General features: G+C 43.5%; 20 protein-coding genes. 5 read left to right on the forward strand and 15 right to left on the reverse strand.

The features are described from left to right. Positions 1–724 precede the first annotated feature (724 nt). Positions 725–1,528 carry a hypothetical protein gene (locus Q1A41_RS13695; protein WP_299980081.1) on the reverse strand — a complete coding sequence of 268 codons (804 nt, stop codon included), beginning with the start codon at positions 1,526–1,528 and terminating at the stop codon, positions 725–727. A gap of 516 nt (positions 1,529–2,044) precedes the next feature. Between Q1A41_RS13695 and Q1A41_RS13700 the strand changes: the two genes are divergently transcribed. Further along, on the forward strand, positions 2,045–3,106 hold the full coding sequence (locus Q1A41_RS13700; RefSeq protein WP_299980085.1) for an AraC family transcriptional regulator: 1,062 nt from the start codon (positions 2,045–2,047) through the stop codon (positions 3,104–3,106). Between the two features lie 239 nt (positions 3,107–3,345). Here Q1A41_RS13700 and Q1A41_RS13705 read toward each other — a convergent pair whose 3' ends face one another. Continuing rightward, positions 3,346–4,140, reverse strand: coding sequence for a helix-turn-helix transcriptional regulator (locus Q1A41_RS13705; protein ID WP_299980088.1), 795 nt, complete (start codon positions 4,138–4,140; stop codon positions 3,346–3,348). Position 4,141: 1 nt separating this feature from the next. Further along, positions 4,142–5,113: a helix-turn-helix transcriptional regulator gene (locus Q1A41_RS13710; protein WP_299980091.1), complete on the reverse strand. Its 972-nt coding sequence runs from the start codon at positions 5,111–5,113 to the stop codon at positions 4,142–4,144. Between the two features lie 289 nt (positions 5,114–5,402). Between Q1A41_RS13710 and Q1A41_RS13715 the strand changes: the two genes are divergently transcribed. The 4 genes from Q1A41_RS13715 to Q1A41_RS13730 all read left to right on the forward strand — a co-directional run bounded on the left by Q1A41_RS13715 (position 5,403) and on the right by Q1A41_RS13730 (position 8,597). Then, positions 5,403–6,707 (forward strand): hypothetical protein, encoded by a 1,305-nt coding sequence (locus tag Q1A41_RS13715; RefSeq protein WP_299980094.1) that lies wholly within the window; start codon positions 5,403–5,405, stop codon positions 6,705–6,707. 25 nt (positions 6,708–6,732) lie between these two features. Continuing rightward, positions 6,733–7,419: a hypothetical protein gene (locus Q1A41_RS13720; protein WP_299980097.1), complete on the forward strand. Its 687-nt coding sequence runs from the start codon at positions 6,733–6,735 to the stop codon at positions 7,417–7,419. A gap of 214 nt (positions 7,420–7,633) precedes the next feature. Further along, a complete protein-coding gene (locus Q1A41_RS13725; RefSeq protein ID WP_299980100.1) occupies positions 7,634–8,089 on the forward strand; it encodes a hypothetical protein in 456 nt (151 codons plus the stop codon). A 19-nt stretch (positions 8,090–8,108) separates the two neighbouring features. Next, positions 8,109–8,597, forward strand: coding sequence for a hypothetical protein (locus Q1A41_RS13730; RefSeq protein WP_299980103.1), 489 nt, complete (start codon positions 8,109–8,111; stop codon positions 8,595–8,597). Between the two features lie 106 nt (positions 8,598–8,703). Here the strand turns inward: Q1A41_RS13730 and glmS are convergent, their stop codons facing one another. The 12 genes from glmS to Q1A41_RS20400 all read right to left on the reverse strand — a co-directional run bounded on the left by glmS (position 8,704) and on the right by Q1A41_RS20400 (position 19,986). Next, a complete protein-coding gene (gene glmS / locus Q1A41_RS13735) occupies positions 8,704–10,533 on the reverse strand; it encodes a glutamine--fructose-6-phosphate transaminase (isomerizing) (protein WP_299980106.1) in 1,830 nt (609 codons plus the stop codon). 60 nt (positions 10,534–10,593) lie between these two features. Then, entirely contained in the window at positions 10,594–11,955 is a 1,362-nt protein-coding gene (gene glmU / locus Q1A41_RS13740) for a bifunctional UDP-N-acetylglucosamine diphosphorylase/glucosamine-1-phosphate N-acetyltransferase GlmU (protein WP_299980109.1), read from the reverse strand. Positions 11,956–12,131: 176 nt separating this feature from the next. Beyond that, positions 12,132–12,557 carry a F0F1 ATP synthase subunit epsilon gene (locus Q1A41_RS13745; RefSeq protein WP_299770677.1) on the reverse strand — a complete coding sequence of 142 codons (426 nt, stop codon included), beginning with the start codon at positions 12,555–12,557 and terminating at the stop codon, positions 12,132–12,134. A 61-nt stretch (positions 12,558–12,618) separates the two neighbouring features. Next, positions 12,619–14,016 (reverse strand): F0F1 ATP synthase subunit beta, encoded by a 1,398-nt coding sequence (atpD, locus tag Q1A41_RS13750; RefSeq protein WP_299770679.1) that lies wholly within the window; start codon positions 14,014–14,016, stop codon positions 12,619–12,621. A gap of 42 nt (positions 14,017–14,058) precedes the next feature. Next, positions 14,059–14,919 (reverse strand): F0F1 ATP synthase subunit gamma, encoded by an 861-nt coding sequence (atpG, locus tag Q1A41_RS13755; protein ID WP_299980112.1) that lies wholly within the window; start codon positions 14,917–14,919, stop codon positions 14,059–14,061. Between the two features lie 56 nt (positions 14,920–14,975). After that, positions 14,976–16,520: a F0F1 ATP synthase subunit alpha gene (gene atpA / locus Q1A41_RS13760; RefSeq protein ID WP_299770683.1), complete on the reverse strand. Its 1,545-nt coding sequence runs from the start codon at positions 16,518–16,520 to the stop codon at positions 14,976–14,978. 27 nt (positions 16,521–16,547) lie between these two features. Further along, entirely contained in the window at positions 16,548–17,084 is a 537-nt protein-coding gene (locus tag Q1A41_RS13765; RefSeq protein WP_299980115.1) for a F0F1 ATP synthase subunit delta, read from the reverse strand. Between the two features lie 12 nt (positions 17,085–17,096). Then, complete coding sequence (locus Q1A41_RS13770; protein WP_299770688.1) at positions 17,097–17,567, reverse strand: F0F1 ATP synthase subunit B; 471 nt, start codon at positions 17,565–17,567, stop codon at positions 17,097–17,099. A gap of 49 nt (positions 17,568–17,616) precedes the next feature. Then, on the reverse strand, positions 17,617–17,865 hold the full coding sequence (gene atpE / locus Q1A41_RS13775; RefSeq protein WP_166851939.1) for a F0F1 ATP synthase subunit C: 249 nt from the start codon (positions 17,863–17,865) through the stop codon (positions 17,617–17,619). 98 nt (positions 17,866–17,963) lie between these two features. After that, positions 17,964–18,887, reverse strand: coding sequence for a F0F1 ATP synthase subunit A (gene atpB, locus Q1A41_RS13780; protein ID WP_299980118.1), 924 nt, complete (start codon positions 18,885–18,887; stop codon positions 17,964–17,966). 103 nt (positions 18,888–18,990) lie between these two features. Further along, positions 18,991–19,410 carry an ATP synthase subunit I gene (locus tag Q1A41_RS13785; protein ID WP_299980121.1) on the reverse strand — a complete coding sequence of 140 codons (420 nt, stop codon included), beginning with the start codon at positions 19,408–19,410 and terminating at the stop codon, positions 18,991–18,993. 381 nt (positions 19,411–19,791) lie between these two features. Further along, complete coding sequence (locus tag Q1A41_RS20400; protein ID WP_363322399.1) at positions 19,792–19,986, reverse strand: EAL domain-containing protein; 195 nt, start codon at positions 19,984–19,986, stop codon at positions 19,792–19,794. Positions 19,987–20,100 lie beyond the last annotated feature (114 nt).

Consider the following 20,100-nt stretch of genomic DNA (forward strand, 5'->3'; position numbering starts at 1 on the left):
CAGTCCAGTAGCGGCGGATGCTGTTGCTTTAATATGAGAATGGAAATGCTGTTTTGACATTCCTATAAGGGTGAAAAGATAGACTAACTATTGCTTGTTAAAAACTTCATTGTTTTGTTAGCAACTTTATTGTTCGCCCACAGCCTCTGTGGATTGACAAAAAAGTATCATACTAACTTAGGGCTAATAACTTTTTGAGTCCCCAAAGGCTACAAAAAAGTATCATACTTGAGAAAAACCTATTTAAAATCAGATGGTTAACAATTAACTGCCTAAAGCTCATAGGTTTTTGACTTTCTTAACATACAGGCCGAAAAGATATTGCTTATTGAGGTAATCAATTTGGTTTCAACTTCAATCAAGTACCGGAAATAGAGAATCTGCCCAGTGTTTAGTAGCTTAAACTCAAAATCTAGTTTTTCTCCATTATCCCTAGACAACACAGGTTGACACCGACAATCAAGCCAGTAGGGATTGATGTACCTTTAAGCTACCTTGCAGTGGACATGGATATCGATCTCTTTTCTGGGTCCATCCCGTCTATCTTGCTATCTATATTATCCGCAATCATTACTAATAAAATAATCTGGAGAATTGTAGTGATGCTCACTGTGCGAGTAACAAAACATAGAGCTAGGCACTCCCTAAGTATGAATAACGAATAAACTACATGTGCGGCTCCACAAGGGAGCCGTTTTTCTGTATTTTACTAATAGAGATATAGCTAATATCTAGTAGTGACGCTCGATTGCTTCCTAATTCGGCCAGCCGCTATAGGCAAAAAAGTCAATGCCAGAATAATTAGCAACGGTATTGGAAGCGCCGGTACAGATTGGGCGCTTTGAGCACCCGGCGAATTTGGTACACCGTTTACGCCTAAGTTATACCAAGCTGGAGCTCGATTATTTAATGCAATACCTGAAGCCCTTGATATTATCGCAACCTCACCAGGATTACTTGTTGGCAAACCGTCACCAAAGCCTGCACTAGTAACAGCTGGGTCAGTAACCTGTCCATAGAAAAAACCAATCTGCCCTTCTCCTGCCGGAACGCTATACGCGCTTGATCTTATGACTAACTGAAATGTGCTTCTGACCGAGTAGTTCTTGTCGTAATGCCCAAGTTCGACGTAGGTCACGACTAATTGGTGTGGCGTAGATATGTTTAGGTAAATGAGTGAAGGGGCGTCAGAGGTACTGTCTAGATCCGTAAAGGAGCCCGCTATCATAGGTGCAATTGATTGGGTGTTTAATGGATCAGCGCTATAGGAGGTTCCACCTATACCAAAGGTTACATATCCATTACTACTAATATACAAACCGTTGTAATTATTCCCAAAGAAATTAATGCTAGACCCTCCTGGGAATGACACGGGGCCGTCGAAACAGTCATCACAATCACTTACCGTAATTAGCGGCGCACCAAAATCATTAGTGTAGAGCTGCGCATTGGTATTATGTACAAACATAAGCATCGTCGACATAGAAATGGCTAGTAACTTGAGTTTGGCCAAGGTGGGTTTGAGCATTAATAGATCTCCAATTACTTATTTTGTTAATAATATAGTTGTTGTAAATCAGGGTATTTAGAACCGGTATGTTTAAGTAGTAGCAAGGATTCGTCCTTCATTTTGTATCGGGCTTAGTCTGTTCTTGATTTCAAGAAATTTAATTCAATCGCAGTAACTATGTTTTTACTGCCACTTAATTGGGGCGCAATCATACACAAACGCGTAGGAATTCCGATGACCTTACTGATCGACAATGAGGAACATTTTCGATCAAGGGGATTTGCTTGTTTTCTAATAGAGAAATTACATGTGCGGGTTTATGGATACTTATTATTAGTACTTTCTAAAATATCTGATACAAAAAGATACAAATAAAAGAACATTACAGAGCCAATTTACATATAATTGTCAGCTAGATTATGTAGCAGCCTTGCAACTGGTCACCCTTCGTTAAATAATCACTGAATGGTGGTTTAATGTAGTAAATGGCCTACATGGGTTCATGGCGAATAGAAATAGGAATTTAGGTAAAACGTGGGACCATACTTTGTCAGTGCAAGTGAGCTAGACACTTTATTATGCGATTTAAACAGTACAGTTATAAACACAAACCAATCGGAAATTTTAAGTTATTCACAAAATAATCCTATTGGTGAGTTAACCGAGCCCGAAAATGAAAAGCGCAATGTGAGTGATCTTGTGGCGCTTCCCCAAGCTCTAAAGATGCTTGAAAAGCACCAAGCTCTTACGCTTGATGAGAGCTACACAATCTCTAAAAGAAAACTGAGAAAAGGAAGTACAAGGTTAATATTTTCCGCATTACAGAATTGTAAAACCTTAGAGGAAGCGCTTGTTTCCTTGGCTGAAAGCTACAATATTCTCCACGGAGGTGAGTTTAACCTAGTTATCAAGAAAGGAAATACTATTAGCTATGTTGTAGACGACAAAAATTTTCACTATCAAATTGAAGCCGTACCATTAGCAATTGAATTGGCGCTACTAGGTATTCATTGCACTCTTTCATACTTATGTGGCCGGCCACTGAAAACCACCAGAGTGGGGAGCAAAAGAAAGAACCAGCCAGAATACAAACATCACCTAGATATATTCAGTTGTGAGCTGGAGTTTTCAAGACGACAATATGAACTTAGCTATGAGATCAGCCAAGCCAGCCTAGATATACGACTTCAATCCGTAGAAGATATTATCGATGTGCAAAAAAACTATTATGAATATTTCATAAAATTAGTGCGTAACGAAGACAAGGCTAACTTCTTACGTCATTGCAAAGGCAAGTTACTTACTGCTAGCGCTAAATACGTCCTAGTTGAACAAGAATACATTGCTAAATGCCTTGATATCAGTGTAGCAACACTCAGACGTAGATTGAGAGAATACGGTAGTAGCTTTCGAGAAATAAGAGACGAATGTAACAACGCAATAGCTTGTAAGTTCTTATTGAGGGGCTGGGAAATAAAGAGGATCTCTGAACAACTAGGCTATAGCGATGTGCGGAGTTTTACAAGAGCATTTAAACGCTGGCAGGGTGTATCGCCATCTATATATGCAAAAGTTAGCGCCGTCAAGAAAGATTAATTAGGTCGATTCCCCGATACTCTAAAGTCAAAATAAATCAAGCTTTGAGATCTAGTTTTGATGAACTTTATTATCCTATTTGAATGTATTAAATATTTTATTATTCAAAATGAACTGCTGAGATTTGGATACATTTTAAGAATGGAACCGTATTTTCAGAAGTTTTAGAGAATAGTTGTTAAATAACCAATGATTAAAACCTAGGCATTTGATGCTTAGCCAGCAAATACCGAGAGCTTCTATTTATATAATTTTAAATTGTGAATTAACATCGCACGCGAACGAATACCTAGTTTTCGATATATAGTCGTCAATTGGTTTTCAATCGTCTTCTCAGAACATTCTAGGGCCAAAGCTATTTCTTTATTAGTTTTGGCTTTTGCGACAAAGAAGGTGATTTGCTTTTCTTTATTACTGAGACTATTAAAAATCTCTGGTATCTGAAGTATTTCCAAATAGCGATAGCCTAATAGCTCCCCACCAAATAATATTGCATTTTCACTGCATGAAAATCCTTCTTTATAAGAAAAATCACCACTAAGGTTATCGGTGCTAACACTAACTTTACCCAAAAAATCAAATATACAAAAACCAAAATCTAAGGATCGACAATACCGTAAAGCTGAATAAAGTAGCTGTAATCGATGAGCTTGTACTAACTGTGGCCCGAGAACTTTCAACGGGCATAAGTTACCATCTAAATCGCCGGATTCTTTATTTGCGTCGATATATATAGCATGCCGGCAATTACTTTTTTCACAATAATTCACATAACTAGGTTGAGTTTGCTCCAGAGGTGAATCCATGAACGTCAGCGGTGGCGGGATTTCACCCTCCCGATTATTTACTCTGCTTTCCTCTCCAAAAGAAGTGAACCAATGGAGTCCACTGATACTCAACTCTTTTTGAATGTGATTTATGCACTCAGCCCTAAAACTCTGTTGATCTAAAATATGGATAAAGCTATATATTTTAGCTACAACCTTGCCAAGTTGAATGCTAGCCTGTGGCTTGCTGATCTGTAGTACTGACATATCAATTTTGTTTAATCGACCTGGAAATGAGCTGCTCTCTCGATTCGCAGTTTTTGGTCTTTAGAATAGATTTGACATGGTTTTTAACTGTCGCCTCACTGATACCCAATTTATCCGCAATTTCTTTATTAGAAAGCCCTTTTGTCACCCAGCTCAGTATTTCTCGCTGTCTTTTGGTTAGACTATTTCCTTCATTCGCTGTCGCATAGAGGTACAGCAAACCTCTGGCGCTAACAGCCCTAAATCTTGTATCGCCAATAGTAAACTCATCCACTATCGGTCTCGGAATAGCTAACTTACCTTGATTTATCAATGAGTTTTCATCTGCGAAACACCAAAACTCATCATCCGCTTCTATCAAGTTTCCATAATGATCCACTACCACCTTCAAAAGTCCTGGTTTCGAAGGTGACGCTTGAAATCCATCTAGGATATTTAGTTTTAAAGCTGCACAAAGATTGGGAACTAAAAACTCTTTAATCTGCTTCTCTGTGACAGAAAAGGGCTTTTGCACATTGTGACGAGCCAAAGTAATAATATGCATTAGTTGATTTTCTGGGGCTACTGTAACAGTCATTAGCGAATGGTACAGCTGATACTTTTCGCAATAGAGCTTATACATATCTGATGCAAGCCAATCTTCTTCTGGCAAGATATCAAGTATATCTTTCGTGTGCCCTAAATTTCCTAGCATCACTCCAAATATTTGTTGAACTTGTTGAGAGACGCTAGATAAATCATGGTAGTCCTCTATAAACCCTTTTGGAAGATTCAAGGTGAGGGCATCTTGTTCATAAAATGGTATTTGTTGCTCGGCTCTTGTTATCCATACACCGCTGTCAGCATCTAAATGTTCTGCGAATAGTTTAAAAGCCGCTTCCTTAAAGGAATCGTAAGGTTCCTTTAACGCTAACTCAAAAAACTCGCCTACTATTTGATCAAGATACCTAAAATTGTTGATACTGCTTTCCATCAATTTATAAAGCTCTTAATGGTGAAGTCGACTCGTATAGCCCTTTCCCCCTAATAGGTAGTAAACAGCTATTTCTGCTTGTCGTGATCGTCGGTAGCTCAGTGGTAAAACCTATTGACGATCAGTGCTTTGAAAACACATTTAGTTTACATCAGCCATATTTTGACTGCTACTAACCTCTGATTGCCGGGCTTTTCCTATCCGCATAAACTCCGCGCCCTTATAAACCCAGTAACCCTAATCCAACAGGCGGCATGGGTTTAGAGCCTTAACGGATTTAGGGGAAGAAATGAGAATAAACTTTTTTACGTTGCTTTTAGCAATAAATACGGCTGTTTGTAACTTTGCATTGGCAAATGATACCTCTTTGCAAGATGAGAACTCTGAGTTTGCCACCCGTAGCTGTAAATTGAAGCAATATATAAAACACAAAACAGCACTGCCTGCTGATTGCCGCTGCGGCTCAAATCGCTCCAATTCAAGTGGTCTAAACGTATGTCAAAGGCCAACTGAAGTCGCTAGAAATATGGGTATTAATATTGGTAAGGGGCCTTCATTCGCTAACTATTATAATTCACGGCTAACCGGTGGTTTCATTGATTATAAAAACAACGAGCTTATTGCTTCTGTTCAATGGGGCTCAGGAAAAGAGTCTAGAGGCTTAATTGTAGCTTACGATATGTCTGATTGGTCTCGCCGTTTTGTGAGCGGAGATGCTCAAGATGAATATGGGCACCATGTAATTGCTAAAGGACCCAGTTTTTTTAAGTTAAAAGATGTTCAAGCTGGTAAAGATGGATACTGGTACGGGTTCTCTCATGAGCAGGTTAAAGGAGGTGGCTTAAGAATCTTGCAAGTCGACCCCAAAACTGGTGAACGCAAGTTAATCTGGGCTGGCAGAGATAGTAGCTATGGCCAGTGCCTTTCAGGCAGAAAGATAGTTAGAAACGATTCTCAGAAGTATGTCCAGTACACACAAGAGGCTTTCGCTGTCGATCCATCAGACGGCTCGTTCCTAGTCACGTTTAGCAATAACAAAATGGGTGGCACAGGTATAGCACGTATTTCATCAGATGGATCAACTTGTAACTTTGTCACCTTAAGTGGTAGTCGCGACGATAATCTTAAAGTAGGTAGAGGCTTTGATCTACGAGGTCCAATGCTTGGTTTGTATATCCACGACGGGAAAATTTTTACGCACTCCAGTGGAGAAAAGACTTTTTATGAGATAGATCCAAACAATGGCAACCGAAAAGCTTTAGCACGTAAAGGCCCTAAACCACCCGCATGGAGACGGGTAGCATGGGACGAAAAACGGAAGGTATTTTGGGTTTCTGGAAAGATGAACTCTGTTTCTATTGCCGCCTTTGACCCCGAAAAGAAAAAGTATCTCATTGCCCACAAGAGTTGCGGAATGAAATTCCCTTGGGCGTGGTACCCCCTGTGTATGGGTGGCCCAATAAGAATCAACTCTCTTAACTACGGCCCAATGTGGCTAAACAAAAAGACTGGCAATCTTCTTTTTGGACAGGATTTGATTGGCATTGTCGAATTCGAACCATCAACTGGAAATTCAATCAATCGTAGCTTCTAACTTATTCAACTAATGAGACTTATTTATGTATAAAATTAAAGCTATAGCTTTTATGCTAGTGTCACTATTTAGCACCTCAGTAATTGCAGATCCATTTGTGTATGGCATTACCACGTTTACCGCAGCTAACGGTAATACCGGCATATTTTCAGGTAGCAACAGTGTTCCCGTAACTTTTTATGTAACACTCGATAATGGTGGTAATTCTAGGTTGAATCAAACCTGGGCAGTTAGTGATATTCAGGAAGTAAGTTTCGTTTTGAATGGTGTTAGGGTTAGCACAATTAATACTCAAGCTCCAAGCTATACCCTAAATGCTACTGGTACAACCACCACCTTTCAAAGCGATGCATCAGGAAACATGACCCTTGTACCCAACGGTATCACGGGAAGTAACTCATCAGCAGGCGCCGTCACCGTCGGGAGTGACCCAAGCTTATTGGTTGACTGGGATTTATTGGGCCCTGTTTTCTACTCTTCTAACCTTGGTGCAAATCAATTTTTGTTGTTAAACCCTTCTTTATTAGCAAGTGCTCCTAGTAACTGGATTTTCTATTCGTCTGGTGCACCATCTGGTGGGGGAAGTAGCGGCGGCTCACCTGCGGCTGGAGTTTCTTCTCATTCAGTGCCCAGCTTGCCTATCTATGGAGCTGTTTTCTTAGCCTTATTGATGTTAATTTTTGGTTCACGCCGAGCAAAGCTTAGTAGTTAAGCTTCTTATGCAACTGCTGTCCCCTTACGCTGCAGTTGCTTTTTTTCCCTTTCTGTGTCTGACAGGTGTATATAATTTTCACTAATTACCTTTCATTGTCCGAAATTCGCATTCGAATGGCAGAGAATCGAAACTTCTTTTTGATTTCCAAAAACCCTTCTGTGCTAGCTTATATAGTTAATTCACTACCTTAAGAAGTATAAGAAGTAAGACTATGTCCTCAATTAAAAAGTTACTTTTAACCATCTTTATTTTGACCTATTCCATTAATAGTAGCGCCGCAGCTGAAGCTCGCGGAAAAATTAATAATATGGCGTACGTTATTGGGAAAGGTCTGCGCTATGACTATACCGCTTTTTTCAAGATTAAAAATCGTGGCTCAGATATGAAAGCCTACGCCGACATTCACCAATTCATAGATAGGAGCTCAGATTTCAAACTGGTAGCTACCGGGATATACAAAGGCTGCGTTTTAGCATCGTTCAAAACGCAAAGTAATGCCAGTGAAGGCCAGATTTCTATCAAGCTAGCAAATGCCTCTAGGAAAGCGGACCTTAGAAAGGTGAAAAGCAAACGAGGATTAGCTAAAGCTGAAATGAAGGTGGTAAACAGTAGCAGGTATCAGGATGCTAATATGGACGACGTTTTTCTAGAAAATTTTTGCCGCTAGTAAATCGGGAGATATCTTCATGAATGCTTTAATTTTACGATTACTCTTTTCTTCAGTATTACTAATAAGTGGAACCGCTCAATCTTCGCAAGACCTTGATTTAACTATTTATTTTACAGATGGTTCGAGTCTGAACGGACCAGCAGAACTAGACGGCCAAAGCAATAAGCACTTCTCTGTTAACTACGAGAACGAAATAATTAAGGTGCCTTTTGTGGATATCTCAAAGGTTGAGATAGAATCATATAGAAAAGGAAAAGGTATAACTCGAAAGTTTGGACCTACAAAGGAGTGGTGGATAGATTATACATTTAAGTTATCCACTAAAGCCGGGATGGATGTAATCGTCAAAGGTGACCGCTTTCCATGCTACGCAAATATTCTTAGAGTTAACAAGCTTACAAAAAAGACAGAGAAGAAGAGATTCCTCTTTACTGGCGCAAATAGTGCTTGTAAATATAGTTCGGATAGTTCTCAGAAAAAAATAGTAGCAATTGAGTTTAACTGAACGTAACACTTCCACATTCTCTATAATTTTTTACATATACAGACGTATAGTGTTTTTGAAGCAATGATAAGAGAGCTTAGCGCTTCAACCTAAGCTCTCTTACCAATTACTCCACAGTAACCGACTTTGCCAAATTTCTGGGTTGGTCCACATCCGTGCCTTTCAATACAGCGACATGATAGGAAAGCTGTTGTAGCGGCAAAGTATAAATAATAGGCTCTAAACTTGCTGGTACATGGGGCAGATTAATCACCTTGGTGCTGCCATTGTTTTGGAAGCCAGCATCTTTATCGGCAAAAACGTATAGCATTCCGCCGCGTGCTTGCACCTCTTCTAGGTTTGATTTTAGTTTTTCAAGCAAATCATTATTTGGGGCGACCGCAACGATAGGCATATCGGAATCAACCAGCGCCAGCGGGCCGTGTTTTAGCTCGCCTGCAGGATATGATTCGGCGTGGATATAGGAGATTTCTTTAAGCTTAAGGGCGCCTTCCATTGCCACTGGATACTGTGGACCACGGCCTAGGAAAAGCGAATGATGCTTTTCTGAGAAATGTTCTGACATCTCCAATACTTCTGGATCCAATGCCAGTACTTCTTCACATAGTGAAGGTAAGCTGTGCAGGGCTTTTACCAGCTCTGACTCTTTTTCGCTACTTAGCTGGTGGCGACGACCTAGCACAATGGTAAGTAGCTGCAATGAAACTAACTGAGTGGTAAAAGCTTTGGTTGAAGCTACACCAATCTCCGGGCCAGCTTGAGTCATAAATACTAAATCAGATTCACGAGCTAATGAGCTATTGGGTACATTACAGATAGTCAGTGATGCTAAATAATTTAGCTCCTTAGCTAAACGTAACGCCGCTAACGTATCGGCTGTCTCACCTGATTGAGAGATAGTTACAAATAGGGTACCTGGACTAACAACTACTTTGCGGTAGCGATATTCAGAAGCTACTTCGATATCACAGGGAATGCCCGCCCAATCTTCTAACCAATATTTGCAAACTAGGCCGGAATGGTAACTGGTACCACAGGCAATAATTTGCACACGTTGCACTTGGTCAAAAATTTCTGCAGCCGAGGTACCAAAGACTTGCTCTAGTACTTTGTTTTGCCCAATACGGCCTTGCAAGGTATTTCTAATAACACGAGCTTGTTCAAAAATTTCTTTTTGCATGAAGTGTCGATAGTGGCCCTTATCCACAACTTCATCAGCCTCGGCTATTTTGGTGATAGGGCGATCTACAGACTCACCGGAAACATCGACAATGCTGTAAGTCTCACGACGAATATCGACCATATCGCCTTCTTCAAGGTATACAAAGCGATCGGTAACTTGGCGAAGCGCCATTTGATCAGAAGCCAGGAAGTTTTCTTCGATACCGATACCGATCACCAAGGGGCTGCCGCTGCGAGCCGCAACAATTCGATCTGGCTCTCTGCTGGAAACAACCGCTAGGCCGTAGGCACCTTCAAGCTGTGAAACAGTTTTTTGTAAGGCCGTAAATAAATTCTGCTCTTGCTCGTAAACTTTATGTAAAAGGTGAGCAATTACCTCTGTATCGGTTTCAGTAATAAACTCATAGCCATCTGCGCTTAATTGCTCGCGCAAAGGTTCATGGTTTTCGATAATACCGTTGTGGACGATCGCGATATGCTCAGAGTAGTGTGGGTGAGCATTGGCCTGACTTGGCTTGCCGTGGGTTGCCCATCGTGTGTGAGCGATACCTAGATTACCGCGAGTAGGGTTGTCTGTTAGCTCTTTTTCCAGCTCGCTAACTTTGCCGAGTGCTTTACGAACACTCAAATCGCCATTGGGTTCAACCAAAGCGACACCCGCTGAATCATAGCCGCGATACTCTAGCCTTTTTAAACCTTCAACTAAAATACCCAACACATTCCGTTGTGTTACCCCACCGACAATTCCACACATAGTCTTTCCTACTTTCTAGTTTTGTTTTAGCTTTTTGAAGTACGCCGTTATCCCTGGCGCTTACTTTTTAACAGGCTTCTGCCAGTTAGCTATATTTCTTTGCTTGGCTCTAGCAACAGCAAGTTCACCTTCTGCAACGTCTTTCGCTACGGTTGAGCCAGCCCCCACAGTAGCTTCGCTAGCAACGGTTACAGGTGCTACCAAAGATGTATTGGAACCAATAAAAGCACCATCACCAATAGTAGTTTTTGATTTGTTCACGCCATCATAGTTACAGGTAATCGTACCGGCACCTACATTAACGCCAGTCCCTAGCTCTGCATCGCCAACGTAGCTTAAATGATTAATTTTAGAACCTTCACCAACCTTGGCTTTTTTGGTCTCTACAAAATTACCAATTTTCGCGCCTTTGCCTAGCTCTGTGCCAGGACGTAATCGAGCGAATGGGCCGATGTCTGAATCACCGGCAATCACGGTGTCTTCTAAAACACTATTGGCTTTAATCGTTGTGTTGTCGCCAATTTTACTGTCAGTGATAACACAGTTTGGGCCGATATAAACGTTATTCCCAATTTCTACGATGCCTTCAAAGACGCAGTTAACATCAATCGTAACATCGCTTCCTGCACTTAACTCACCGCGGCAATCAAAACGATCTGGATCTAATAAGCTTACGCCTTCTTCTAAAAGGATCATCGCTTGTACAGACTGATAGTAGCGCTCTAACTCTGCTTGCTGCACGCGGTTATTAACACCCAGCACATCCATCTCGTCGTCGGCTTGGACGATATTAATGTCGATATGATTGCTGCTCGCCATTTCAACAACATCAGTAAGATAGTACTCACCTTGGGCGTTTTCATTGGAAAGGTTTGGTAACCATTCTTTAAGCAGTGCTGTAGGTACTGCCATAATACCCGTATTGACTTCGCAAATTGCCAATTGATCTTTACTGGCGTCTTTTTGCTCTACGATGGCACTGGCATTACCCTGGGCATTACGAAGTATGCGACCATAACCCGTTGGGTCATCAAGCTCTACAGTGAGTAGAGACATCGCGTCTTCTCGAACTTGCTCTAGTAACTCTCTTAAAGTCGCTGTAGGTGTTAATGGGACATCACCATAAAGAACTAATGCTGTCGCATTGTCTCGTAGATAGGGCAGGGCTTGTTGTACGGCGTGGCCAGTACCTAGCTGCTCGGTTTGCTCAATAAAGTTAACCGGCTCTTCGCTAAACTCACTTCTAACAATTTCTGCGCCGTGACCAATAATAATATTGATATTGTCGGACTCAAGCGCCTTCGCTGCACCCAGTACATGAGAAAGTAGGCTGTGACCGCCAACCTTGTGCAACACCTTCGGCAGGCTGGACTTCATCCGTGTCCCTTTACCGGCCGCGAGAATTACGATGTCTAATAACATAGGGGATCCTTGTTGTTTTGCCTTAGCGCCAATTCATTTGGAACTAAGTTTTTAAGCAGTTACCGCAACAGTTTACAGTACACGGAGAGTTTGACAGTTTAATGCCAATAAATACTCAACTTACAGAGGAAAAAAAAGCAGCCGAAGCTGCTTTTTTAACTCTGGGCAAATAGAGCTTATTTACCCAGTTTTTTGCGAATAGCCTGCAAGGTGCGAAGCTGTGCAGAGGCTTCCGCCAACTGTACGGCTGCCGCCGAGTAATCAAACTCACCAGACTGATTAGTCAGTGCTTGCTGAGCTTCTTTTTGCGCTGCTAATGCTTTGGATTCATCCATATCATCAGCACGCAAAGCCGTATCGGCCAATACAGATACTTGGCTGGCTTGCACTTCCAAATAGCCACCGGAGATGTAGTAGATCTCTTCCTCACCACCTTGCTTGATGATGCGGATTGGGCCTGGCTGTAGGGACGTCAGTAATGGGGCGTGGCCATAAGCAACACCGATATCACCTTCTGTACCTGCAGCAATTACCATTTCTACTAAACCGGAGTAGAGCTGCTCTTCTGCACTTGCAATTTCGCAGTGGACAGTCATTGCCATTGTTCTAGCCTCTTTCGGGTGTATGGTAGGGAGCTAGAGCATTCTCTAACTCCCAAGCCCATTACATGTTTTTGGCTTTCTCGATAGCTTCGTCGATAGAACCAACCATGTAGAACGCCTGCTCAGGCAGATCGTCGTACTCACCACCTAGAAGACCAGTGAAGCCACGAATGGTTTCTTTCAATGGTACGTACTTACCAGGTGCACCGGTAAATACTTCAGCTACGTGGAAAGGCTGAGACAAGAAACGCTCAATCTTACGAGCACGAGATACAGTCAACTTATCTTCTTCAGATAGTTCGTCCATACCCAAGATCGCAATGATGTCTTTCAACTCTTTATAGCGCTGCAATACAGTCTGTACGCCACGAGCTACGTCGTAGTGCTCTTGACCAATGATCAGTGGGTCCAACTGACGTGAAGTAGAGTCTAGTGGATCGATCGCAGGGTAAATACCCTTAGAAGCAATATCACGACTCAATACAACAGTTGAATCCAAGTGCGCAAAGGTGGTTGCTGGAGACGGGTCAGTCAAGTCATCCGCAGGTACGTATACCGCCTGTACCGAGGTAATAGAACCAGTCTTAGTTGAAGTAATACGCTCCTGTAGAGCACCCATTTCTTCAGCTAGAGTTGGCTGATAACCTACCGCAGAAGGCATACGACCCAATAGTGCAGATACTTCAGTACCCGCAAGGGTGTAACGGTAAATGTTGTCAACGAACAACAGTACGTCTTTACCTTCGTCACGGAATTTCTCTGCCATGGTCAAACCAGTCAAGGCAACACGCAAGCGGTTTCCTGGTGGCTCATTCATCTGGCCGTAAACCATCGCTACTTTAGATTTGCTCTGGTCTTCAACGTTTACAACGCCAGACTCCTGCATCTCGTAGTAGAAATCGTTACCTTCACGAGTACGCTCACCAACACCTGCGAACACAGACAAACCACTGTGCTCCAATGCGATGTTGTTGATCAATTCCATCATGTTTACGGTTTTACCTACACCCGCACCACCGAATAGACCAACTTTACCACCCTTAGCGAATGGGCATACTAAGTCGATTACTTTAATACCAGTTTCTAGCAAATCGCTAGAGGCTGACAACTCATCGTAAGCTGGAGCTTTACGGTGGATAGCACTACGCTCTTTTTCACCGATTGGGCCACACTCATCGATAGGGTTGCCCAATACATCCATAATACGACCCAAAGTCTCAGTACCTACAGGTACAGAGATAGGGGCACTGGTGTTATCAACGCTTAAACCACGGCTCAAACCTTCTGATGAGCCCATGGCGATTGCACGTACCACGCCGTCACCTAGCTGCTGCTGAACTTCAAGGGTTAAACCCTTTTCAGCAACGGTCAGTGCGTCGTAAACCTTAGGTACGGAATCACGGGGAAATTCCACGTCAATAACGGCGCCAATAATTTGTACGATACGTCCGCTACTCATTTCCGGATCCTCTTTAAAAAATAATTCCTTGGATGCTTCGGCTTATACAGCCGCGGCACCGCTCACAATTTCAGACAACTCTTGGGTAATGGCGGCTTGACGAGCCTTGTTGTAAACCAACTCAAGATCATCAATAAGGTCACCGGCATTATCGGTGGCGTTCTTCATTGCGATCATACGAGAAGCTTGTTCACAAGCACCATTTTCTACTACCGCCTGATAGACCTGAGACTCAACATAACGGGTCAATAGACCGTCTAGTAGTTCACGTGCATCTGGCTCGTAGATGTAATCCCAAGCATGTTTTTTCTCGGTGTCTTCTTGCGCTTGTAATGGCAACAACTGCTGAACTGTTGGGTTTTGAGTCATGGTATTTACGAACTCATTACCTACTAAGTAGAGCTTGTCGATCTTGCCATCGGCGAAAGCATCGAGCATTGTTTTAACGCTACCGATCAAATCGGCGATGGCTGGGTCTTCACCTAAGTCGCGCACTGCTGCAACGACATTACCACCATAGCTGTTAAAGAATGCTTGGGCTTTAGCACCGATCAAACACAGGTTGATACCCACATCCAAGTCGGCCCACTCTTTCATGGACTTAATAGAAGCTTTAAACAAATTAATGTTTAAGCCACCACAAAGGCCACGGTCGGTGGACACTAAAATATATCCAACCCGCTTAACTTCACGCTCTTCCATATAGGTGTGCTTATATTCAGGCGTTGAGTTGGCGATATGGCCAACAACGTCACGAATACGCTGAGCGTAAGGTTTGCCTAACTGCATGCGGTCTTGGGCTTTACGCATCTTACTCGCCGCAACCATTTCCATGGCGCTGGTAATTTTCTGCGTAGATTTAATACTCGATATTTGAGTACGTATTTCTTTTCCGCCTGCCATAACCGGCCCTCGAACAAAGCCTCCAGTTAGCCTAGGCCACTGAAGGCATGATTAATTTACCAGGTTTGAGTTTCTTTGAACTTATCCAAAGCTGCTTTAAAGCCGCCTTCGATTTCGCCATTGAAATCACCGGTATCGTTGATCTTGTTCATTAGGTCAGCGTGCTCTGCGCCCATGTAGGACAGCAAAGAGGCTTCGAAGTCGCCGATTTTGTTCACAGCAACATCGTTCAAGTAGCCTTCGTTAGCAGCGTAAAGTACAACACCCATCTCTGCGATAGACAGAGGAGAGTACTGCTTCTGCTTCATCAGCTCGGTTACGCGCTCACCGTGATCTAGCTGGGCTTTAGTAGCGTCGTCTAGGTCAGAAGCGAACTGAGAGAACGCCGCCAATTCACGATACTGAGCCAAAGCAGTACGAATACCACCAGATAGCTTCTTGATCACTTTAGTCTGTGCAGAACCACCAACACGAGATACCGATACACCAGCGTTCATCGCAGGACGGATACCGGCGTTGAACAAGTCAGTTTCCAAGAAGATCTGACCGTCAGTAATCGAAATTACGTTGGTAGGTACGAATGCCGATACGTCACCAGCTTGGGTTTCAATGATAGGCAGTGCGGTTAAAGAACCGGTTTGACCTTTCACTTCACCATTGGTGAACTTTTCTACGTAGTCAGCGTTAACGCGAGATGCGCGCTCTAGCAAACGTGAGTGCAAGTAGAAAACGTCACCAGGATAAGCTTCACGACCTGGTGGACGACGTAGCAACAAAGAGATCTGACGGTAGGCCCAAGCCTGCTTGGTCAAATCATCATATACGATTAGGGCATCTTCACCGCGATCGCGGAAGTATTCACCCATTGAACAACCACCGAAAGGTGCCAAAAACTGCATCGCAGCTGGGTCAGAAGCGGTAGCGGCAACAACAATGGTGTGCTCCATTGCGCCGTGCTCTTCTAACTTACGTACTACAGAAGCTACCGAAGAAGCTTTCTGGCCAACGGCTACGTAAACACACTTAATACCTTTGCCTTTCTGGTTGATGATGGCATCAACGGCAATGGCGGTTTTACCGGTCTGACGGTCACCAATGATCAACTCACGCTGACCACGACCCACGGGTACCATGGAGTCAACCGCTTTCAAACCAAACTGTACAGGCTCATCTACTGATTGACGCTCAATTACGCCAGGCGCGATTTTTTCAACCGGCTCAGTGATGCTGTTACCTAATGGACCTTTACCGTCGATTGGGTTACCTAGCGCGTCAACTACGCGGCCTAGCAACTCTTTACCAACAGGTACTTCCAAGATACGGCCAGTACACTTACATTTTTGCCCTTCGGCAACGCCTTCATAGGCGCCCAAGATTACGGCACCAACGGAGTCTTGCTCCAGGTTCAATGCCATACCGTAGATGCCGCCTTCGAACTCGATCATCTCACCGTACATCACATCGGCTAGGCCGTGGATGCGGATGATACCGTCGGTTACGGAAACTACAGTACCTTCGTTCTGTGCTTCAGTTGCAACGTCGAGATTGTCGATTCGCTGCTTAATAATTTCACTGATTTCAGAAGGATTCAGTTGCTGCATGCTCTGTTCCTCTATTCCTAAAACGTGTTAGGAGTTCATTGCTTCGGCCAGCTTAGCCAAACGGCCTCGCACCGAACCATCGATTACTGTATCGCCGGCGCGTACCACAACACCGCCCAAAAGACCCTGATCAACAGAGCTTTGTACAGTGACTTCGCGGTCCAGTTTGGCACTCAATGCTTTCGCCAATTTTGCTTCCAAGTCGCCAGACAGTTCGAAAGCGGTTTCGACGTGAACGTCGACTGCTTTTTCCCTTTGAGATTTGAACTGTTCAAACAGAACAGCAATCTGCGGCAAAAGCTCCAAACGCTTATTGTCTGATAAAACACGCAAAAGATTTGCCGCTTTCTCAGAAATAGCGTCACCACATACATTCACAAAAGCTTCTGCTTTTTGTGCTGCAGTTAGGCTTGGGTTTGCCAGGGTTTTTTGCATGGCACCTTCTTGGGCCACCGCTGCGGATACGGCTAAAGTGTTTGACCAAGTGGCCAAGTCACCTGCCGCATCGGCAAATTCGAATACAGCTTTGGCGTATGGTCTGGCTAACGTTATTAGTTCAGCCATGATAATCCTCGCTTAAAGCTCTGCCGCCAACTTGTCTACCAAGTCGTTGTGTGCGTTCGCATCGATAGTATTGCCCAGTACTTTTTCAGCACCGGCCAAGGCCAAGGTAGCAACCTTCGCACGCAATTCTTCTTTCGCGCGATTGGCTTCCTGTTCGATCTCAGCTTGAGCAGCCACTTTCAAACGATCGCCTTCAGCGCGCGCTTGATCTTTGGCTTCATCAACAATTTGGTTAGCACGCTTGTTAGCTTGCTCAATAATTTCCGCGGCTTGTTGCTTCGCTTCGGTCAAAGTTTCACCGGCTTTTTTCTGAGCCAGTTCTAGATCTTTGTCCGCACGATCAGCAGCTTCTAGGCCGTCGGCGATTTTCTTTTCGCGCTCTTCCATTACGGAAATTAGCGCAGGCCATACGAACTTCATGCAGAACCAAATGAACGCAATGAAAGTTACCGATTGACCAATCAGAGTTAGGTTGATATTCACACTAACACCTCTTGCTTAGTTAAAGTTAAATTCAGCAAAAAGCGGTGAATTAAGCAGCCAAACCTGGAGCAACAACGAAGATCAGGTACATGCCGATACCAACACCGATCATTGGAACCGCATCCAATAGACCAGCCATTAGGAACATTTTACCTTGTAGAGCAGGACCTTGCTCAGGCTGACGCGCAGAACCTTCAAGCAACTTGCCACCCAAAGTACCGAAACCGATAGCGGTACCCAAAGCGCCCAAGCCGATCAACAGAGCTGCTGCAACATATACTAAACCAAGTGCTTCCATTGTTTTCTCCTTAAGAGAGTAGTTAAGTTTAAAATTAAAAGTTTAGGTTTAAATTATTAGCGCATCGCCAAGGCGCTGCGCTGAATTCTTTTTAATGCTTAGTGTTCTTCTACATCGTGAGCCATGGCCATGTATACGATGGTCAAAACCATGAATACAAAAGCCTGAAGGGTAATTACCAAGATGTGGAAAATTGCCCAACCCATTTGTAAGAAGAAGCCCATACCTGCCATTAGCGCGCCGGCACCAAACATTAATGCGATCAAGATAAAGATCATCTCACCGGCATACATGTTTCCGAATAGACGCAAGCCAAGAGAGATAGGCTTAGCAATCAAAGAAACGGTTTCTAGAATAAAGTTGATGGCAATCATCAACGGCGCTAACACAATTGCCGCACCTTTAGTCGGTGGTGCAAAAGGGTGCATAGTTAATTCTTTAACAAAGCCGATAAAGCCTTTTTGGGTAATGCTGTAGAACACCATCAGAGCAAATACCGTTAGGGCCATACCCATGGTGGCATTTGGATCGGTAGTCGGTACGACTTTGAAGTAGAAGTGCGGGTCGCCAGCGGCTGCGGCAGCCACTTGTGGCAACCAGTCAACTGGGATCAAATCCATCAAGTTCATCATGAATACCCAAGTAAAGATGGTTAATGCCATCGGGGCAATCACGCGGTTTTTATGATGGAAAATATCGGTAACGGTGTTGTTAACAAAATCGACGATAAGCTCGACGAAGCTTTGAACACCTTTTGGTGTGCCGGTATTCGCACCCGCAATTGCCTTGCGGAATACAAAACCTAGAATCAGAGCTAGAGCAATTGACCAACCTAAAGTATCTAGGTGGATCGCCCAAAAACCCATATCTGCTGCCTCTTGGGCAGAATGCGCAATAGTCCAAGTATCCTGGGTAACCACAGAGCCATCAGCGCGGGTGTAGCCGGCCTCTAGCTTGCCATAAGCAAGGTTTTGCAGGTGGTGTTGGATATATTCCGTTGAAGTTTGACCTTCGCTTGCCATGTCTCAAGCACCTTAAATTTAAAAGCTAAAAGATAGAAGTTGTAAAAACACTCTTGAGCTTAAAAGCGCTTTTAGAACTTCTAACCGAGGCTTTTGCCTCGTCTTACCAACGCACCTGGTTAATTACCCGGTTTTGTAAAATATTGCCCAGCACTAAACAAAGCCCGTAGGCTAAGAATACTGTGGCGATTGACCAGCTTACCGGGCTGTTAAACAGACAGGCGAAGCCAACCAAAGTTAATACATACTTGCCTACTTCGCCCCGATAAAACGATTGAGCAATCAAACGACTGGCTCGGGCGCCACGGAAGCGAAAGGCATATAGGGCAAAATAGCTTTGCGGGATGATATAGAGACAAGCACCTGCCATGATGGACTGCCCCAAAATAGGGCGAATTCCATATACCAGTAGGGAAACCACCCCACTAAGCAGGAAAAGCTGTAGCATCACACGCAAAATTGCGGGTTTATCGATGGTATTGCTATGCATGATGGCAACGCCGTTTTCCAATAAGCCCCACATTAAGCACCGAATATGCCTGTATCTGCGCTTATTTTGGGCGCAGTTAGGCGTCGCGCATTATAGTGTTAAGAGACTTTGCATTCAAGACACTAAAATCCCCTAAAATTGGCAATTTGCAGATATGTAAACACTTACTAATCAGCAAAACCATAGGGCTGGAAACCGCGTTCAAAAAACACCCAGCAATTCAGCTTACTGTATTCAGAATATTCATATAAATTATATTGCTTGTAGCGTTATTATCTAAAGCAAATACCGACTAAATCTCTTCTCACGCCCAGCTCTTAGCAAATACTGCAACAAAAACGCCTTAGCTGGCACAGGCCTGCCTTACAGAAACCTTTGGCCAATATGGCAAACCACAGGCTGATGCAGCACAGCTTACGAAGGATTCAATCTCTTCAGCTTCCACTGTGTGCAAATAACACCGTCACGGGGAATACGCTTGATAAAAAAGCGATCGATCTTTACCCATTTCATGGGCAGCTTGGCTAGATAGGGAAGGGGAGGATACCCAGTGCCAAAACCGTCAATATAGATTTTATACCCCAATGCCCGCCGCTCCGACCGACTCATGGTGGTCGTCCCTGGCCTTTTTCAGAATTCGCTTCCGAGTGATCTCAAGCTCTAACAAGTTATGTTGGATGTTAAGCCGTTTCCATCTGCTGATAGCCTGAATAGAGCTTACTT

It is taken from the genome of uncultured Pseudoteredinibacter sp. (genome assembly GCF_947502065.1).
Classification (GTDB): Bacteria; Pseudomonadota; Gammaproteobacteria; order Pseudomonadales; family Cellvibrionaceae; genus Pseudoteredinibacter.

What these genes read in the sequence shown, in the direction of transcription:
- Q1A41_RS13695 (WP_299980081.1), bottom strand. Translation starts at nt 1,528, where the DNA reads ATGCTCAAACCCACCTTGGCCAAACTCAAGTTACTAGCCATTTCTATG.
- Q1A41_RS13705 (WP_299980088.1), bottom strand. Translation starts at nt 4,140, where the DNA reads ATGTCAGTACTACAGATCAGCAAGCCACAGGCTAGCATTCAACTTGGC.
- Q1A41_RS13710 (WP_299980091.1), bottom strand. Translation starts at nt 5,113, where the DNA reads ATGGAAAGCAGTATCAACAATTTTAGGTATCTTGATCAAATAGTAGGC.
- Q1A41_RS13715 (WP_299980094.1), top strand. Translation starts at nt 5,403, where the DNA reads ATGAGAATAAACTTTTTTACGTTGCTTTTAGCAATAAATACGGCTGTT.
- Q1A41_RS13720 (WP_299980097.1), top strand. Translation starts at nt 6,733, where the DNA reads ATGTATAAAATTAAAGCTATAGCTTTTATGCTAGTGTCACTATTTAGC.
- Q1A41_RS13725 (WP_299980100.1), top strand. Translation starts at nt 7,634, where the DNA reads ATGTCCTCAATTAAAAAGTTACTTTTAACCATCTTTATTTTGACCTAT.
- Q1A41_RS13730 (WP_299980103.1), top strand. Translation starts at nt 8,109, where the DNA reads ATGAATGCTTTAATTTTACGATTACTCTTTTCTTCAGTATTACTAATA.
- glmS (WP_299980106.1), bottom strand. Translation starts at nt 10,533, where the DNA reads ATGTGTGGAATTGTCGGTGGGGTAACACAACGGAATGTGTTGGGTATT.
- glmU (WP_299980109.1), bottom strand. Translation starts at nt 11,955, where the DNA reads ATGTTATTAGACATCGTAATTCTCGCGGCCGGTAAAGGGACACGGATG.
- Q1A41_RS13745 (WP_299770677.1), bottom strand. Translation starts at nt 12,557, where the DNA reads ATGGCAATGACTGTCCACTGCGAAATTGCAAGTGCAGAAGAGCAGCTC.
- atpD (WP_299770679.1), bottom strand. Translation starts at nt 14,016, where the DNA reads ATGAGTAGCGGACGTATCGTACAAATTATTGGCGCCGTTATTGACGTG.
- atpG (WP_299980112.1), bottom strand. Translation starts at nt 14,919, where the DNA reads ATGGCAGGCGGAAAAGAAATACGTACTCAAATATCGAGTATTAAATCT.
- atpA (WP_299770683.1), bottom strand. Translation starts at nt 16,520, where the DNA reads ATGCAGCAACTGAATCCTTCTGAAATCAGTGAAATTATTAAGCAGCGA.
- Q1A41_RS13765 (WP_299980115.1), bottom strand. Translation starts at nt 17,084, where the DNA reads ATGGCTGAACTAATAACGTTAGCCAGACCATACGCCAAAGCTGTATTC.
- atpE (WP_166851939.1), bottom strand. Translation starts at nt 17,865, where the DNA reads ATGGAAGCACTTGGTTTAGTATATGTTGCAGCAGCTCTGTTGATCGGC.
- atpB (WP_299980118.1), bottom strand. Translation starts at nt 18,887, where the DNA reads ATGGCAAGCGAAGGTCAAACTTCAACGGAATATATCCAACACCACCTG.
- Q1A41_RS13785 (WP_299980121.1), bottom strand. Translation starts at nt 19,410, where the DNA reads ATGTGGGGCTTATTGGAAAACGGCGTTGCCATCATGCATAGCAATACC.
- Q1A41_RS20400 (WP_363322399.1), bottom strand. Translation starts at nt 19,986, where the DNA reads ATGAGTCGGTCGGAGCGGCGGGCATTGGGGTATAAAATCTATATTGAC.